Here is a 16,291-nt window from a genome sequence, read left to right as displayed (position 1 = left end):
CCCAAGCCCAAGCGGAGCACGCCATGCAGACCATGTATCCCATACGCATCATCCTCAGGGACCACGACGCCCAGCGGCGCGTCACGGCCCTTGTGGAGCGCCACCCCCGCTTCACCGCCACCCGCGCGGACGATACGCGCTCGGGCGGGGCCTGCCTGTACGAGATGGGCGACGACCACGACAGCGACCTCGCCCGCATCCGCCGCATGCTCTACACCGGGCTGGTGCACGAGGTGTTCGTCACCGCCGGGGAAAAGAGTCCGGACCTCATCATTGCGGCCATGCGCGCCGGGGCGTCGGAATTTCTCCCCGCCCCGTGCGACGATGACGACCTTGCCGCTGCGCTCTCGCGCTTTGTGGAGCGCTACGACGCGCCCCAGACCGCCGCGCCCACAGCCGCGCAGGGCGAAGACGCGGGCGGACGCATTATCCACGTCATCGGCGGCAAGGGCGGCGTGGGGGCCACCACCGTGGCCGTGAACCTTGCCGTGGAATTGGCCGGTGGCGGCGAAAGCGTGGCCCTTATGGACATGCGCGTTCCCCTTGGCGAGGTGCCGCTGTTTTTGGACATTGAATACGCCAACACCTGGGGCGAGGCCGCGCGTGACATCTCGCGGCTGGACGCCACCTTCCTCGCCAGCCTCATGGTCCGCCACGCCAGCGGGCTGGATATTCTGCCCTCCCCCAGCCGCCCAGACGACGCCGAAGCCGTCTCCGCCGATGCCGTGGACGCGCTCATGGCGCGGCTGCGCGCGGACTACGCCGTCACCGTGGTGGACGGGAACCCCCATCTGGATGACATCTCCGTAGCCGCCATGGATCACGCCGACGATATCTACCTCGTCTGCGTACTCAGCCTGCCCTGCCTCGCCAATGTCCGAAAGCTGCTGGAAAACTTCGACGCCATGCGCCCCGGCCTTGCCGGAAAGGTGCGCCTTGTGGTCAACCGCCACCTCTCCAAGGCGGAAATCTCCGTGCGCGAGGCCGAAGAACTCCTTGGGCGCAAGGTCTTCTGGCGCATTGAAAACGACTACGCGGCCACGCTATCGGCCATCAATCAGGGCCGCCCCCTGCGCCAATGCGCGCCCACCTCGCCGGTGGCGCGTTCCATCGCGCGGCTGGCCGCCACCCTCGGCCACACCGCGCAGACCGAGGCCGCCCCGGCGCGGGGCATTCTGTCGCGCCTTGTCTCGCGCACCCGCGCCATAAGCCTGACGCCCGCCCCGCGCGCCGCACGGAGTGAATCATGAGCCTCACCGACCGCCTCAGCCGCAACACCGGCGCGTGGAACACGCCGCAGCGTCGCCCGCAAACGCCCGGCCCCGGCGCGGCAACACCTACGCACGCGGCGCAGCCCGCACCGGGTACAGGCCCGGCCCCCGCACCCGGCGTCACGCCGTGCGCCCCGCCCACGCCCAGCGCGCAGCACGCCGCCCAGCGTCCCATGCGCCCCGCATCCCCCGATGCCACGGGCGATGAATATTACACCGTCAAGGCCAAGCTCCACGAACGCCTTATCGAGCGCATCGACCTTGCCGCCGTGGAGCGGCTGGACCCGGAGGAGCTCGGCCGCCGCATCGCCGCCCTTGTGGAACGCATCCTTGCCGAGGACTTCCGCCAAGCGCCCCTGAATATGGCCGAGCGCCAACGCATCATCAGCGAAATGCGCCACGAGGTGCTGGGCCTTGGGCCGCTGGAGCCGCTGCTTCAGGACCCCGCCGTGTCGGACATCCTCGTCAACGGCTACGCGCAGGTCTACGTGGAGCGGCGCGGCAAGCTGGAACGCACGGACACCCGCTTTCAGGACGACGCCCACCTGCGGCAAATCATCGAGCGCATTGTCTCGCGCATGGGGCGGCGTATTGATGAATCCTCGCCCATGGTGGACGCCCGCCTTGAGGACGGCTCACGCGTTAACGCCATCATCCCGCCGCTGGCCATCGACGGGCCCAGCCTCTCCATCCGCCGCTTCTCGCGCGACCCGCTGGAGCTGGACGACCTTATCGCCTTCAGCGCGCTCACACGGGAAATTGGCGACGTGCTGCGCGGCATTGTGCGGGCGCGGCTGAATATTCTCATCTCCGGCGGCACCGGCAGCGGCAAGACCACCCTGCTTAACGTGCTCTCGCGCTTTGTGCCCCACGATGAACGCATCGTCACCATTGAGGACGCGGCGGAGCTGCAGCTCAAGCAGGACCACGTGGTGCGTCTGGAAACCCGCCCGGCCAACCTTGAGGGCCGCGGCGAAATCACCGCGCGCGACCTCGTCAAAAACTGCCTGCGCATGCGCCCGGACCGCATCATCGTGGGCGAGGTTCGCGGCGCGGAGGTGCTGGACATGCTCCAAGCCATGAACACCGGCCACGACGGCTCCCTGACCACCGTGCACGCCAACACCCCGCGCGACGCGCTCATGCGCATTGAAACCATGACCGCCATGGCCGGACTGAACCTGACTGGCGAATCCACCAAGCGCACCATTGCCTCGGCCATCGACGTCATCATTCAGGCCACCCGCCTTGGCGACGGCACGCGAAAGCTCATCAGCGTGCAGGAAATTACGGGCATGGAAGGCCCGGCCATCACCATGCAGGAGATTTTCCGCTTCCGGCAGACGGGGGTCACGGCCACGCACGGCGTGCGCGGGGTGTTTGAGTCCATGGGCATCCGCCCCAAGTTCGCCCAGCGCCTGTCCGCCCTCGGCGTGGAACTGGACGCCGACCTCTTTCGCGCCGGAACCCTGCTCAGCGTTGGGGAGGAAACGCCATGAATACCCTCATCGCCCTTGCCACCGTCATAGGCCTCTTTTCCACGGCCTGCGCCGTGATCACCCTGCTGCGCAGCCGCCGTGACGAAGGCGAACGCCTCGCCCGCCGCCGCATGCAGCGTCTGGCGCGCCTTGCCCCGCAGGAGGTAGACATCCAGCGCCAGCATTCGCTCTCGGACGTGGCGTGGCTCCACAGCCTGCTGGGCAGGCTGTCGTGGACCCAGCGGCTGGACACCCTCATCCGCCAATCCGGCAAGCGCATCAGCGTGGGCACGCTCCTGCTCATGGCGCTTCTTGGCGCGGCGGTGGGCTTTCATCTGGCGCGGGCGGTGTCGGACAATATGTTCTTCCACATGGTGCCCACCACAATACTGGGCTACGCCCCGTTCTTTTGGATTCGCCGCGCCAAAAACCGCCGGATGCGCGCCTTTCAGCGCCAACTGCCCGAAGCCCTCGACCTTGTCGCCCGCGCCCTCAAGGCCGGACACGCCTTCACCCACGGCCTGCGCCTTGTCGCGGACGAATTCGCCCCGCCCATCGGGCCGGAATTCGGCAGAACGCTGGAGGAGATCAACTTCGGCGTCGACATGGACGACGCCTTTGAAAACCTTGCCGCGCGTGTGGACTGCCCGGACCTGCGCTTCTTCATCGTCTCCGTGAACATTCAGCGCGAAACCGGCGGCAACCTCGCGGAAATCATCGCGGGCATCTCGCGCCTGATACGCGAGCGCTTCAAGCTACAGGGCAAAATCCGCGTGCTCTCCGCCGAGGGACGGCTGACGGCCTACATTCTGCTGGCGCTGCCCGGCGGCGTGGGGCTGGTCATCAATCTCATCAACCCCGAGTACATGAGCCTGCTCTACGAAACACCGCAGGGCCGGTCCGTCATGACCATGGCCATCATCATGATGGGCGTCGGCGCGGCGGTGCTGAAAAAGCTCATCGCCATCAAGGTCTAAAGGAGGCGCGGTTATGTCGGCACCACTTCTGCTCCCCATCACGGCGGCCTGCGCCGGATTCGTCTCCGTTTTGCTGTTGGTCCTTGGCATCAGCGGGGCGCTGTCCTCACGCGGGAAGCTCTCGCGGCTGGAGGAACGCCTCAGCGGACGCCCGCGCCGGCAGGCGGCCAAGCACCCCCTACGCCAACGCCTCGCGGGGACAATGGGACGCACCGCCGCCACCCTCGGCCAGCGCGTTGCCCCTGCGGACCCGGACGAAATGTCCAAGCTGGCGCTGCGGCTGCTGCGCGCCGGCTACCCCGACAGCGGCGCACCCGCCGCATTCTGGGGGGCCAAGCTGGCGGCTACGGTTGCAGGTGCCCTCATCGGCCTTGGTGGGAAATTTCTGCTGGATGGACAGGGCGTTGGTGGGTCACTTTTGCTGACCATCGTCCCCGCGGCGGTGGGGCTGTACCTGCCGGACATCTGGCTGAGCCTTGCCATAAAGCGCCGCAAGCAGGCCATTCTGCACGCCCTGCCCGACGCGCTGGACCTGCTTGTGGTCTGCGTGGAGTCAGGCATGGGGCTGGATCAGGCCCTTGCGCGGGTGGGGAGCGAGCTCCGCGCCGCCGCGCCAACTTTATCCGGAGAATTCAAGACCTTGATTCTTGAGCTGAGGGCAGGCATGAAACGTGCAGACGCACTGCGCAGCCTTGCCCGGCGCGTGGACCTTGAAGACATGAACAGCTTAGTGACGCTGATTAATCAGGCGGACACCTTTGGCACCAGCATTGCGGGCACCCTGCGCGTCTACTCCGACGCGCTGCGCACCACCCGCACCCAGCGCGCAGAAGAACGCGCGGCCAAGATGCCGGTCAAGCTTCTGTTTCCTCTTGTCTTCTTCATCATGCCTGCGCTGTTCGTCGCCATTATGGGTCCGGCTGCCATCCAGCTTATGAAGGTTTTTTCCAGATTCTAACACCGAGGGAGACGGCATATGACTCGACGCACCACTTCACTGTTGACGGCTTCGGCGGCTCTGCTGCTTGCAGGGCTGTGCGGCTGCGCCGCGCACACACCGGGCCAAAGCGCCGCCCATCCCGCGCAAGACGCACAGGTCCGGTCCGCCGCATCCTCCGTGAACGCCACGCAGGCCCTCGCCCTCGTGGACCAGGGCCGCCGCCTCGACGCCGCAGGCCGCAGCGAAGCCGCATTCAGCCAGTACGCCCGCGCCGCCGCCCTTGCGCCCTCGTGCATTCCCGCGCGTTATCACATGGGCATGGCGCTCCTCCAGCAAGGACGTAGCGAGAGCGCCCTTGAGGCCTTCAACGCCGTCCTCAGTGCAGACCCGGACCACGCCAAGGCCCTTGAAGGCGCGGGCATCGTCTCCTTTCGAAACGGGCTGTACGACGAAGCCGAAGCGCGCCTCACCCACGCGGCGCGCCTTGATCCATCCCTGCACCGCGCCTACGCGCACCTTGGGGCCATCCACAACTACCGGGGCGAATTCGCCGCCGCGGTCACGGCCTTCCGCACTGCTCTCGACATCGCGCCCGAAAGCACTCCAGACAGCGCCGCCGTATGGAACAACCTCGGCATGACCTACACCATGATGGAGCGCGAAGCCGACGCCGTACGCGCCTTTGCCAAGGCCCTGCGCCTTGGCGCGCCCCTGCGCCGCACCTCCAATAATATGGGCCTCGCCCTTGCGCGCATGGGCCGCTACCCCGAAGCCTTGGAGGCCTTCCGCAGCGCCGAGGGCGACGCAGGCGCCTACAACAACCTCGGCTACGTGCACCTGATGCAGGAGCGCTACGACGACGCCATCACCTGCTTTGAAACCGCCATCCGCCTTGAGCCCGGATACTACGAGCGCGCCAGCGAAAATCTGCGCCGCGCGCGCCTTGCCCGCAGTTTTGCCCAGTCCGCGCCGCACACGCCGACAAAGGCCGCCCCCGCGCAGCGCGCCCACGACGTGCGCTCCTACACCCCAGACGGCACCCCGGTCACCAAAGCCGACTCCACCCTGAACTTCCTCCTCGACTCCGTGGGCATCGACAACAGCACGCTGGAACCCACACCCCTTGGCGACCTGCCCGTGTACACGGTGCACGTCTGTTCATGGCGCTCCGTGGGCAAGGCCCGCCGCATTGCGCGCGAGCTTATCCGCAAGGGCTACAACGCCCATGTGTCCAGTGTGAAGGTGCGCGGCAAGGGCAAGTGGTACCGCGTCACCGCCGGTGAATTCATGGAACTGCAAAGCGCGCAGCAACTCCAGCGCACCCTGAAGCGGGACCACGGCTACCGCAACCTGCGCATCATCAAGCGCACCCCCGCCACCGGGGCCAAAAGCAACACCTGACGCACAAGGAGGAAGCACCCATGCGACACCACCGTGAACGCGGTTTGGCGGCACTGGAAGTGGCACTTATCCTGCCGCTTCTGGCCGTCTTCATCGCCACCCTCGTGGAGGGCGGCAACATGCTGGGCGCCTATACGGACATCCGCGACTGCAGCAGACAGGCTGCGCGGCTTCTGGCGTCCTCGCCCGCCCCGCCCGATGTAACGGAACTGGTCCGGCGGCTCGCGCCCGATTTGGACGCGGACATGCTCTCCGCCGCCGTGACCACAGACGACAGCACAGACAAACTCACCGTCGAGGTCAGCTATGTCTATTCAACGCTTCTCGCCGCCGTGCCCGGCTTTGGGCAGTCCGGCGCGCGCTCCTTCACCCTGCGGGCGCGAACCAGCATGCCAGCGCTCTAACCGTCACGACTCAGGCTCCGCCGCCGTTCTCATCGCCGTCCTCCTCCCCGCTCTCCTCGCCCTGATGGGCCTCGCACTCGACTCCGCCAATCTGTACCTTGCCCACTCCCGGCTGCAAGCCGCTGTGGACTCCGCAGCCCTTGCCGCCAGCCTGCAACTGCCCTACGACCCGGACATGGACAAGGGCCTCGTCCGGGATGCCGCAACCACATATCTGGATGAAAACCACCCCGGCGCAGAGCTGACAGGCCTCACACCCGGCGGCGCGGTGCGCAGTGTGGAAATCACCGCCGCAGCGGATGTGGACCTGATGCTCCTGCCCGTTATTGGCCTGAGCTCACAGCGCATTGAGGCCAGCGCCATGGCCGGGTTCAACAATCTGGAAATCGTCTTCGTCATCGACAACTCCGGCAGCATGAAGGGCGCGCCCATTGACGAGACCAACGCCGCCGCCAGCCAACTGGTGGACCTTGTCATGCCCGACGGCATGGCCGCCTCGGTCCGCATCGGTCTGGTGCCGTTTCGCGGCAAGGTCCGCATCCCCGCCGGGGTGGACGGCCTGCCCGCCGGGTGCCGCAACGCCGACGGCACCTTCAACGACGGCCTGAATGAAGAATATTACAAACGCGAATACCGCGTGCCCTCATGGTCCAGCCTGCGCGTCAGTTCCGGCACCTGCGACAGCATCCCCTTCACCCACGCCCTCACGCAGGACAAATACGCCATCCTCAGCGCCATTCACGAACAGGACGGCCGTGGGGACTGGTCCGGCACCGTCATCTCGGAGGGCATCAAGTGGGGCCGCCATGTCCTCACGCCGCAGGCCCCCTTTACCGAGGGCGACGCCAGTGGCGACATGCGCAAAATCCTCATCCTGCTCACCGACGGCGACACCGAAGACGGCATGTGCGGCGGCTCGCACGCGGTGTCGTACCACCCCAACAACTACTGGACCAACGCCTACTTCGGCATGCTGGACATGGACGCCCACTGCGAGGACGGCGGCCGCCTGAACGAGGACCTGCTCGCCGAGGCCATGCTCGCCCGCAACGCCGGTATTGAGGTTTTCTGCATCCGCTATGGCGCCTCCGACGCCGAAGACGTACGCCTGCTCAAAGCCGCGGCGTCCAGCACGCCGGGAACGGACGACCACTACTTCAACGCGCCCTCGCCCTACGACATTGGCGACGTGTTTAAAAAGATAGGACGCCAGCTGGGGTGGCGGCTTTTGCGCTAGCCCAAGGGAGGACACCATGCACCACACACGCCCCACCCGCCGTGGCAGGCGCGCGCGTCAGCGCGGGCTGTCCGTGGTGGAATTCAGTCTTCTGCTGCCTGTTGTGCTGGGAATGATTCTGCTGATTGTGGAGCTGGGGAACCTGTACTTCACCCAGTCCACACTGGAAAAGGCCGCCTCCGCCGGAGCACGCTTTGCCGTGACCGGCCAAGGGGACATGGAAGGGGACAGACTGGCGCGCATCACGGGCACGGTCCGCACCCTGTCGGATACCATCGCCCTGCCGGAGCCGACAGGGCCGCTGACCATCACCGTACGGAGCTGGCCCACAACCTTGGGCACAGGCGCGCCCACCGAGGGCAACGCAGGACGCCCCTGCGCCATGATGGAGGTGGAAGTCCGCTGTCCGTATACGCCGGTAACGCCACTCATCGGCGGCATGCTGGCGGACGCCATCACCCTCACCAGCTCCCGGCGCATGATCAATGAACCATGGCTCCCCTGCGAGGCCGACGTCATCGCCAGTCAATAACCGTAACGGCGGGCCTCCATGGCCGTGGCCAGTCCAACGGCCCCACGCATAAGGGCGGGCATGGCCGACCGCCACCGGTCATCAAGCATAATGCCGCCCACAGCAGCACGCATGGCGTTGCCGGACAGGGCGTGGTTGCCGCTGCGAAAATCCATCTTCGGCTCCGCATCCACAAGCCCCAGCCACGGGAGGACCATACGCATGGTCCTCTCCGGCTGTCCGGCAAGGTCTTCATACCGCAGCAGCAAGGCATGCTCCAAAGGAAGCTCCGTGCGGTACACCCGCGCCAGCAGTCGGTTTTCCACCACCCAGCGCAGGGTCATGCGCGGGGCGTAACGCCAGCCGCCAAGGCGCGGCAGACGGCGAATTTTGGAGTACACAAAGGCCCGTGGGTCCTTGAGAACATGGATGACGCGGATGTCAAAGAGTCCGCTCCGGATAAGCCACGACAAGCGGTACACATCCTTGGACGCGTCCACCAGCCACGAGAGAGGCTTTCCGGTGCGCTCTTCGGCCACGGCGCGCACGGTGTCCAGCAGTTCCCGGTTGGCCCTGCCGTGGTGGAAGTACTCCGCCGAACGGTCCGGCCCAACCTCCCGCACGGGCGTACGCAGGGCGCGAATCTCAGCCCAGCGCAGCGCCTTGCCATAGCCATTCTCATCACGAAAGCGGCCAATCTCGCCCGAAGCCAGCGCCTGCGGGCACCGGGCCGCGACCTCGGTCCAAAAGTCGCACTCCGCCACGCGCTCACCGCATCCGCAGGGGGATTTGCCCCGAGCCAGCTCAAAGGGCAGCATCTGCACCTCGCCCGCCGTCCATATGCCCGGCTGCGCGCCAAGAAGCATATCCAGCAAAGTGGACCCGGAGCGGCCACTACTGGCAATATAGATGAGAGGTAACTTCCGGTCCGCCATATGCGGCCTCCCATAGTTTTTACAGGTTTTCATCCTGAAGAATACGGGGCGCGCACGGGTGGGTCAACAGCCCGCGCGATTTACGGCCAGCAGGCAATCTGGTATCCATCGTGACGACGGTTAGCATCCTAACCGCCTGCCCGGAAACGCAAAACACAGGATGCCCCGCGCCCCTGCCCCGAAGGCACGGCATCCAGCAAAGGCCCTGCGATGACCCGATTCAGTCTGCTCGTCATCTCGGACTCCGAAGAACTGGCGTCCGCCATTGTCACCCGCCTGTCGGCCCACGGGCTGGAACCCGCGTATAATGTCGTGTCTTCGCCGCTCCGGCTGGCGCAGACCCTGGCGGATGAGCCGTGGGACATCGTTATGGCCGCCTCGGAACTGCCCGGTATGCCATGGGAGGAAAGCCTTGCCATCACCCGCGCCGCTCGCGAGCATCTGCCGTTTCTCCTTGTTGCCGAGCAACCCAGCGCGCAGGCCGCCATCGCCGCCATGCACGACGGCGCCGACGACTACCTGTGCCTGACGGATTGGAGCTTTGCCCCGGCGGTCCAGCGCGCCCTTATCCATGGAAACGCCTACCGCCAACTGAATATCTCCCTCGAAACCCACCGCATGAACGAGGGAAAATACCGCCGCGTCATTGATGACTCCATGGTTGGCATTTTCCGCTGTACGCCGTGGGGCCGGCTGACCAGCTACAACCCGGCCTTTACCCGCATCCTCGGCTACGAATCGCCGGAAGCCTTTGAAACTGCGCGAAAGGCCGCGTTGGACCTGCCGCATCTCGACGCCGAAACGCAGGAAAGCATCCTCACGCTGGTGGAGGAGCATGGACGCATCCGCGACTTTAAAACCCGCATCCACCGCGTGGACGGCTCGTCCATTTGGGTGTCGCTCTCCGCGCGCGCCATCCGGGGCGAGTCCGGCGAATTTTCCGCTGTGGAAGGCTCCATTGAGGACATCGACCGGCGCAAGCGCGTGGAGGCCATGATTATCCGCGCCAAGCAGGAGTGGGAGCGCACCTTTGACAGCGTGCCCGACGTCATCGCCATTTTGGACCGCAACTTCACCCTGCGGCGCATGAATATGGCCCTTGCCACGCGCCTTGGTCTGCATCCCAAGCAGGCCGTGGGCCTGCACTGGTCCAAGCTGCTGCCGCCCATGGATGACCACGGCTCCGCCCTGCATCAACTGCGCGCCATGTCCCAAAGCGACGGCGAAGTGGTGGAAATGGATCTGCCCGGCCTTGGCGGCGTCTTTCTTGTTTCGGTGTCGCCCTTTCATGTGGACCGCGCCGTGGACGAGGACGCCGACGGCTTTGTGCTGGTCGCCCACGACATCAGCAGCAGAAAACAGTTGGAAGCCAAACTGCGCCAGTCCCAAAAGCTGGAGGCCATCGGCACCCTTGCCGGCGGCATCGCGCATGACTTCAACAACATCCTCGGCGTGATCATGGGCTATGCGGAAATGACGCTGGAGGACGCCACGCCGGAGACCGTCACCGAGCGCCGCCTGACGGAAATCATCAACGCCGGACGCCGCGCCCGCGACCTCATTCATCAGATTCTCACCTTCAGCAGGCAGGAAGAGCTGGCCCTGCGCCCGCTGCAACTGGACAGCGTGGTGAAGGAAGTGACCAAAATGCTCCGGGCGTCTCTGCCCGCCAACGTGAACATCATCACGGACCTGCCGCCCGCATCCGCCGCAGTGATGGCGAACCTGAGCCAGATTCATCAGGTCATCATGAACCTGTGCACCAACGCCGCGCACGCCATGCGCGCCACAGGCGGCACCCTGCGCGTGTCGCTGGCGGACACCACCCTCGTCACCGAGGACGGCACGGCCCGCGCCGCCGTGCTGCTGACCGTAGCGGACACAGGCACGGGCATCCCCGATGATATTCTCGACAACGTCTTTGACCCCTTCTTCACCACCAAGAAACCCGACGAGGGCACCGGCATGGGGCTGGCCATGGTGCATGGCATTGTCAGCAGCCACGGCGGCACCGTATCCGTGGACTCGCCCCCCGGCGAGGGAGCCACATTCCGCGTGGTGCTGCCCGCAGCGGACATCGTCCCCACCGGAACGGAAGAACCGGCCACGCCGCGCCCCAGCGCCAAGGGCCGCGCCCTGTTCATTGACGACGAAAAGGCCCTGGCCACCATCGGCGGCGAAATGCTCGACAGCCTCGGCTTTACCACCAGCGTGACCACCAGCAGTCTAGACGCGCTGGAGGTCTTCAAATCCGCGCCGGACGAGTTTGACCTTGTGGTCACGGACCAAAGCATGCCCGGCCTGACCGGCGAAGCCCTCGCCAAAGAAATACTGGCCCTGCGCCCGGACGTGCCCATCATTATCTGTACGGGCTACTCCGAGGACATCAGCGCCGAACGCGCCCGCAGCATCGGCATCAGGGGCTTTTTGCTCAAGCCCATGCTCAAGAAGGACCTCGCCGCCAGCATCGACGCCGCCCTGCGCGAAGCCGCCGAATAACGCGGAAAAGCGCGCCCCCCCCCACACACGCCCTTATCCTGCGCGTGGAGGCCGCGGCCGTCCTTACCGGAACAAGACCGGGGCAAGCACGCAGACCCTCCACCTGAGGCTGGACATCCCGCACTCCGGCCGCCGCACCAACCAGCACCGGCCCCCCTCGCCACAAGACAGCCGCAACCCGGAGTCATTTCACAGCGCCTCACCGCTCCATCAATTGCCTCTGCTTCTCGGCCTTCCCGACCTCGCCCCACTCCGTGATGACAGAGCTTCCGCCCACACCTTACACGCCATCCAATCCTCTCAAGCTTGTTCACGTCCGCAGCACAGCCTCATCACCCGCCTCACCGCTCCTCTTTGCGCTCCACAAAACAGGCGCCGCATGCTAAGCCCTGCAGGCCTTGTCCCTTGCGCAGATGGCGATGCGGCCCCTACGACACCACGCCCACACTTTCCCCCGTCCACCAACGAAAAACAGGGCGGCGAGCCATGCTCGTCACCCTGCTTTCCACATAGCCACAACCCCCGTCCCTCTCTCGCCCTCTGGGGGCGCTTCCCCGGACAGGTGGCTGCTGTTTCTGGTTCCTCACCGCGCCAGCGCTTCCATGAAGCGACAAAGTGGAAGAAGGCGCTGAAAGTTGGTTGTTGCCACCAGACAACAGGACATCATTGCCAAGGCCGCAACGCGTGCGTCGCGTCCCCCGGCACAGACCGGCAAAAGCCGGTGCCGCATCGTCCCGCCTCGCCCAGCGGGGTCTCTACAAGGCTCTCCCCGAAGCAGCTGTGCTAGTTCAGGATCGCCCGGATCTTTTTGCCGGGAGTGAAGCGCACAACCTTGCAAGCAGGAATGCGAATCACTTCACCGGTTCCGGGATTGCGGCCCGCGCGCTCCGCGCGCTGCACGACATGGAACGAGCCGAGTCCCGTAAAGATGGCGGAGTCGCCACCGATAAGGGCTTCGCGCACGGTGTCCAAAACAGCGTCGTACACTTTTTCTGCCGCGACCTTCGTGGGCAGGCCTGCCTTGTCCTTAATCTGTTCCACCATCCCAGCCTTGGTCATCGCTTTTCTCCTATTCAATTGAGTTGCTTAGGATTTCTGCCGATGATGCATCTAAAAAAATCCACGAAACTTTGTATATAGGGAAATCTATCCAAACTTTCAGGATTACACCCATTTATATAGGGGAAACCCCTAGACGGTCTGGGGGTCATAAAATCCAAGGATGACGGAAGGAAATGAAAAAAAGCCCCCTCGAAACCGAAGGGGCTTTGGTGCGTTTTTGCGTTTCCGTCCTAGGTTCTGGGGGATGCTCCCACTCCGGGAGCTTTCCGCCAAAAAGGCTGGGAAAAGCCAAGAAAATTGAATTTGCGCTTATACTTTACCTGCCTCGGACGCATCCACCCATAAATCAAGGTCAATAAGCCCAAGACGGGCGGCGTAGCGGATAAGCTCGATATTGCTTTGCAGGTTCAGCTTGCGCATCAGATTGGCGCGGTGGTTTTCCGCTGTTTTCGGGCTGATGTAGAGCTTGGTGGCAATTTGCCGGGTGGTCAGTCCCTCGGCCAACAGGCGCATGACTTCCTGCTCACGCGGGGTCAGGGTGCCGTATTCGGCGTCTTTGCCCGGACCACGCCGCAAGGGAGACTCCATAAGGCTCTTGACCACCGTGGGCGAAACCGAGCTATCCAGAAAATAATCGCCAAGGGCCACGGTCTCCAGTCCTTTGAGCAATCCTTCGGAGGCGGATTCCTTCACCACATAGCCAAACGCGCCGGCCTTGAAGGCCTCGGTGATGTGCTCAATCTTGGAATGCATGCTCACGATGACCACACGCGTTTCCGGCAGAGTCTGCTTAAGCTCGGCGGTCAGGTGGATGCCGTTGAGGTCTGGCAGGGAAATGTCCACAAGGGCGAGGTCCGGCTTGAATTTGTAGGCCAGTTCCATGCCTTCGCGGCCGTTTCCTGCCTCGCCGACGATTTCAAAACGCGTGTCGCGGCGGATAATGGACTTGAGGCCCTCCCGAAACATGGGATGGTCATCCACAATGATGATGCTCAGTTTGTTTTCATCTGGCACGTTGTCTCTCCCTGACTGGCACTTCGGCCAGTATCTTCGTCCCCATGCCCGGCTGGCTCTTCACGGTCAGCGATCCACCAACGAGTCGCGCGCGTTCCTCCATGGACGACAGGCCCATGCGCCGCTCCCGCAGGGCGAGGGTCCGCCGCCGCTCAAGGTCGAAGCCCATACCGTCATCCTCCACTCGCAGCAGGATGTCCGGCGATGACGAGACAATGCGTACCGCCACGTTCCGGGCCTTGGCATGATTCACGGCGTTGCGCAGGGCCTCCTGCACAAGCCTGTACAAATTGATCTCCATCTCGGAATCCAGACGGACGTTGTCCATCCCCGCTGCGGCAAAATCCATGCTGACGCCGGTTTTGTCCTGCAACTCGCGGCAGTGCAGCTCCAGCGAGCGGGCCAGACCAAACTGGTCCAAAAGCGGGGGGCGCAGGTCGTAGGACAAATCGCGCACGGAGTTGATGGCGTCCTGCAAGCCGCTGGAAAGCCGCGCCAAACGGCGGCGCAGTTCCTCCGGGATGTCTTCGTAATCGTCAAAAAGAGTGGTGCTGGCGAGCTTGATGGAGAGTAGCGTCTGCGCCACGTTGTCGTGCAGGTCCAAGCTCATGCGCTGGCGCTCAATTTCCTGCACGCGGATAAGCTCCTGCGACAGGTGGCGGATCTGCTCGCGCGCGTCGGCGCTGTCGGTGATGTCCTGCACGGTGCCAAAGGCGACTGGCGTCCCGTCCTGTTCGCGGTGGCGCACCCGGCAGCGCACATGCACCCACCGGTAGCCGCCATCACACCGCCGCAGCCGAAATTCCATGTCATACGGCTGCTCGCCCTCAAGGGCGGTGTAGTAGGACTGCACCACCTCATCCCGGTCCCCCGGATGCACGAGCTGTAAAAACATCTCCGTGCTGATGCCGTCATCATTGGCGGGATACCCGAAGAGGACAAACACCTCGCGCGGCAGATGAAACCGCCGGGCGACGGGGTCATACTCCCACGTGCTCAGGCGGGCTATGCTCTGGGCCTCGCGCAGGGCGGTCTCGCTGCGGCGCAGGGATTCTTCCGTGCGGCGGCGTTCCGCCACCTCAGCGCGCAGGCGGGCGTTGGCGCTGTTGAGTTCGCGGGTGCGTTCCTCCACGCGCTGCTCCAACTGGGCGCGCACGTCGCGCAGTTGGCGCTCCACGGTGCGGCGCTCCGTCACGTCCAGCAGCGACACCACAACGCGCCGCAGGTCCTTCACATTTTCCGGCGCAACGCGAAAGTGCACCTCCACCCGCCTGATGGCGCCCTTCAGCGTTATATGCTCCAGCTCGCCGTCGTAGCTCGTTTCGCCGGATGCCAGCGCCCCGAATTCCTCCGCCAGCACGGGCAAAGACGCCGGGGACACAATGCGCCCTAAGGACTGCATCAACTCGTCCTTGGAGCGGGCCTCCAAAAGGTCCAACGAGGCCTTGTTCACGTTGAGGATTTTCACGCGCCGCGCGCATTCGGCCACGGCTTGGGGGGTGCTTCGGAAATAGTCGTAAAAGTCCGTGACCCCTTGCTCGCGCAGGGTGTCGAAATACTGCCGGCAGCCGGAAAGGTCCTCCTCCCACAGCGATATGGGACAGTCCTCAAACAGCCGCCGGTAGCGCTCTTCCTTTTCCTCCAGCGCAATCTCCACGGCGCGGCGGTCCGCCACGTCGTACACCGCGCCAATGCAGTAGGCCTGTCCGGCCTCCTCCACAAGGGAAAGCACGCCCTCCACAGGGAACACATGCCCGCCCTGCGCATGGATGCGGGTATCGAACCGGAATTCGCCCTCCCCGCGCAACCGCTGCATGATGCTGGCCGATGTTTCGGGCTGAAAGATGGTGCCAAGGTCCGCGCCGGGGCAACACTTGAGGCAGTCGCCACCAAGGCCAAGCATGCGCACGGCCGCGTCGTTGATGAACAGGAACTCCCCGTCCTCGTCAGTGATGAACACCCCGGCCAGCGTACACTTCATCACGGTGTCGAGGAGCTTGCGCCGCACGCGGCAGGTCAGCCCCGGCAGCCGCCGCTCCATGCACGAGCGCCGGATACTGTCGGCAAGGCGCGCCATATCCATAGGGCAGATGCAGTCCGCCGCACCAGCGTGCAGGGCCTGCATGGTGTGTTCGGCGCACATTTCCTCGCGCAGGACGATGGGGGACGGCTGGCGCGGGCTGCGCTCAATACGGCGGAGAACGGCGGAAAGGTCAACGCCGCGGGCTGGGACATAGACTATGGCGTCCCACTCCTCACGGAGTGCGGCGTCAAGGGCGGCGTCATCACGGACGATTTTTAGGGTGCAGTGAAGCCCCTCCCGCACCAGCCCCTCTCGCAGGTGCAACAGGTCGTCTTCACCGTCATGTCGTAACAGAATCCGCAAGCGACTCTGCATAACTCCCCCATGTCGCTTCGAAAAACTGAGTGATCGGTTATTTGAACTATACCCGAAACCTGTTTTGCGCAAGTACTCACCTGCCGTTCGTCAGCTTGCGGACATGCTTTTTTCCCGAGCGGCAAGGCCATACGCCGCCCGCCGCCTGCGCCAAAGCAGCGCAG

General features: G+C 64.6%; 13 protein-coding genes. 9 read left to right on the top strand and 4 right to left on the bottom strand.

Annotated elements, in window-relative coordinates; genetic code table 11:
- The first annotated feature begins 23 nt into the window (after positions 1-23).
- The 8 genes from ACI3L3_RS11565 to ACI3L3_RS11530 are packed head-to-tail and all read left to right on the top strand — an operon-like array spanning position 24 to position 8,240.
- Complete coding sequence (locus tag ACI3L3_RS11565; protein WP_404845283.1) at positions 24-1,250, top strand: CpaE family protein; 1,227 nt, start codon at positions 24-26, stop codon at positions 1,248-1,250.
- A complete protein-coding gene (locus ACI3L3_RS11560) occupies positions 1,247-2,770 on the top strand; it encodes an ATPase, T2SS/T4P/T4SS family (protein ID WP_404845282.1) in 1,524 nt (507 codons plus the stop codon). The genes ACI3L3_RS11565 and ACI3L3_RS11560 overlap by 4 nt, the downstream gene beginning before the upstream one ends.
- Positions 2,767-3,726: a type II secretion system F family protein gene (locus ACI3L3_RS11555; RefSeq protein ID WP_404845281.1), complete on the top strand. Its 960-nt coding sequence runs from the start codon at positions 2,767-2,769 to the stop codon at positions 3,724-3,726. Before ACI3L3_RS11560 ends, ACI3L3_RS11555 begins: the two co-directional genes overlap by 4 nt.
- A gap of 13 nt (positions 3,727-3,739) precedes the next feature.
- Positions 3,740-4,684 (top strand): type II secretion system F family protein, encoded by a 945-nt coding sequence (locus ACI3L3_RS11550; RefSeq protein ID WP_404845280.1) that lies wholly within the window; start codon positions 3,740-3,742, stop codon positions 4,682-4,684.
- A gap of 18 nt (positions 4,685-4,702) precedes the next feature.
- A complete protein-coding gene (locus ACI3L3_RS11545; RefSeq protein WP_404845279.1) occupies positions 4,703-6,067 on the top strand; it encodes a tetratricopeptide repeat protein in 1,365 nt (454 codons plus the stop codon).
- Positions 6,068-6,087: 20 nt separating this feature from the next.
- On the top strand, positions 6,088-6,471 hold the full coding sequence (locus tag ACI3L3_RS11540; protein WP_404845278.1) for a TadE/TadG family type IV pilus assembly protein: 384 nt from the start codon (positions 6,088-6,090) through the stop codon (positions 6,469-6,471).
- Positions 6,374-7,708, top strand: coding sequence for a vWA domain-containing protein (locus tag ACI3L3_RS11535; RefSeq protein WP_404845277.1), 1,335 nt, complete (start codon positions 6,374-6,376; stop codon positions 7,706-7,708). Before ACI3L3_RS11540 ends, ACI3L3_RS11535 begins: the two co-directional genes overlap by 98 nt.
- A 16-nt stretch (positions 7,709-7,724) precedes the next feature.
- Positions 7,725-8,240: a TadE/TadG family type IV pilus assembly protein gene (locus tag ACI3L3_RS11530; RefSeq protein WP_404845276.1), complete on the top strand. Its 516-nt coding sequence runs from the start codon at positions 7,725-7,727 to the stop codon at positions 8,238-8,240.
- Here the strand turns inward: ACI3L3_RS11530 and ACI3L3_RS11525 are convergent.
- Complete coding sequence (locus ACI3L3_RS11525) at positions 8,234-9,154, bottom strand: sulfotransferase (protein ID WP_404845275.1); 921 nt, start codon at positions 9,152-9,154, stop codon at positions 8,234-8,236. The two genes, ACI3L3_RS11530 and ACI3L3_RS11525, sit on opposite strands and share 7 nt — an antisense overlap.
- 210 nt (positions 9,155-9,364) lie before the next feature.
- Here ACI3L3_RS11525 and ACI3L3_RS11520 point away from each other — a divergent pair, with 210 nt between their 5' ends.
- The gene (locus ACI3L3_RS11520; RefSeq protein ID WP_404845274.1) at positions 9,365-11,653 is read left to right on the top strand and encodes a PAS domain S-box protein; all 2,289 of its coding nucleotides are present in this window, start codon (positions 9,365-9,367) and stop codon (positions 11,651-11,653) included.
- A gap of 783 nt (positions 11,654-12,436) precedes the next feature.
- On the opposite strand, the gene ACI3L3_RS11515 is transcribed toward ACI3L3_RS11520, so the two are convergent.
- The 3 genes from ACI3L3_RS11515 to ACI3L3_RS11505 all read right to left on the bottom strand — a co-directional run bounded on the left by ACI3L3_RS11515 (position 12,437) and on the right by ACI3L3_RS11505 (position 16,127).
- On the bottom strand, positions 12,437-12,712 hold the full coding sequence (locus ACI3L3_RS11515) for an HU family DNA-binding protein (RefSeq protein ID WP_404845273.1): 276 nt from the start codon (positions 12,710-12,712) through the stop codon (positions 12,437-12,439).
- A 312-nt stretch (positions 12,713-13,024) separates the two neighbouring features.
- Positions 13,025-13,729 carry a response regulator gene (locus ACI3L3_RS11510; RefSeq protein WP_404845272.1) on the bottom strand — a complete coding sequence of 235 codons (705 nt, stop codon included), beginning with the start codon at positions 13,727-13,729 and terminating at the stop codon, positions 13,025-13,027.
- Positions 13,719-16,127 carry a PAS domain S-box protein gene (locus tag ACI3L3_RS11505; RefSeq protein WP_404845271.1) on the bottom strand — a complete coding sequence of 803 codons (2,409 nt, stop codon included), beginning with the start codon at positions 16,125-16,127 and terminating at the stop codon, positions 13,719-13,721. The genes ACI3L3_RS11510 and ACI3L3_RS11505 overlap by 11 nt, the downstream gene beginning before the upstream one ends.
- Between the last annotated feature and the right edge of the window lie 164 nt (positions 16,128-16,291).

It is taken from the genome of Desulfobaculum sp. SPO524 (genome assembly GCF_044987625.1).
Taxonomy (GTDB): Bacteria; Desulfobacterota; Desulfovibrionia; order Desulfovibrionales; family Desulfovibrionaceae; genus Desulfobaculum.
Note: the sequence above shows the minus strand (reverse complement) of the source record. Positions and strands in the feature narration are given on the sequence as shown.

Bases quoted from the DNA above. Each gene is read 5' to 3' on its own strand.
- ACI3L3_RS11565 (WP_404845283.1), top strand. From the start codon at position 24: ATGCAGACCATGTATCCCATACGCATCATCCTCAGGGACCACGACGCC.
- ACI3L3_RS11560 (WP_404845282.1), top strand. From the start codon at position 1,247: ATGAGCCTCACCGACCGCCTCAGCCGCAACACCGGCGCGTGGAACACG.
- ACI3L3_RS11555 (WP_404845281.1), top strand. From the start codon at position 2,767: ATGAATACCCTCATCGCCCTTGCCACCGTCATAGGCCTCTTTTCCACG.
- ACI3L3_RS11550 (WP_404845280.1), top strand. From the start codon at position 3,740: ATGTCGGCACCACTTCTGCTCCCCATCACGGCGGCCTGCGCCGGATTC.
- ACI3L3_RS11545 (WP_404845279.1), top strand. From the start codon at position 4,703: ATGACTCGACGCACCACTTCACTGTTGACGGCTTCGGCGGCTCTGCTG.
- ACI3L3_RS11540 (WP_404845278.1), top strand. From the start codon at position 6,088: ATGCGACACCACCGTGAACGCGGTTTGGCGGCACTGGAAGTGGCACTT.
- ACI3L3_RS11535 (WP_404845277.1), top strand. From the start codon at position 6,374: ATGTCTATTCAACGCTTCTCGCCGCCGTGCCCGGCTTTGGGCAGTCCG.
- ACI3L3_RS11530 (WP_404845276.1), top strand. From the start codon at position 7,725: ATGCACCACACACGCCCCACCCGCCGTGGCAGGCGCGCGCGTCAGCGC.
- ACI3L3_RS11525 (WP_404845275.1), bottom strand. From the start codon at position 9,154: ATGGCGGACCGGAAGTTACCTCTCATCTATATTGCCAGTAGTGGCCGC.
- ACI3L3_RS11520 (WP_404845274.1), top strand. From the start codon at position 9,365: ATGACCCGATTCAGTCTGCTCGTCATCTCGGACTCCGAAGAACTGGCG.
- ACI3L3_RS11515 (WP_404845273.1), bottom strand. From the start codon at position 12,712: ATGACCAAGGCTGGGATGGTGGAACAGATTAAGGACAAGGCAGGCCTG.
- ACI3L3_RS11505 (WP_404845271.1), bottom strand. From the start codon at position 16,127: ATGCAGAGTCGCTTGCGGATTCTGTTACGACATGACGGTGAAGACGAC.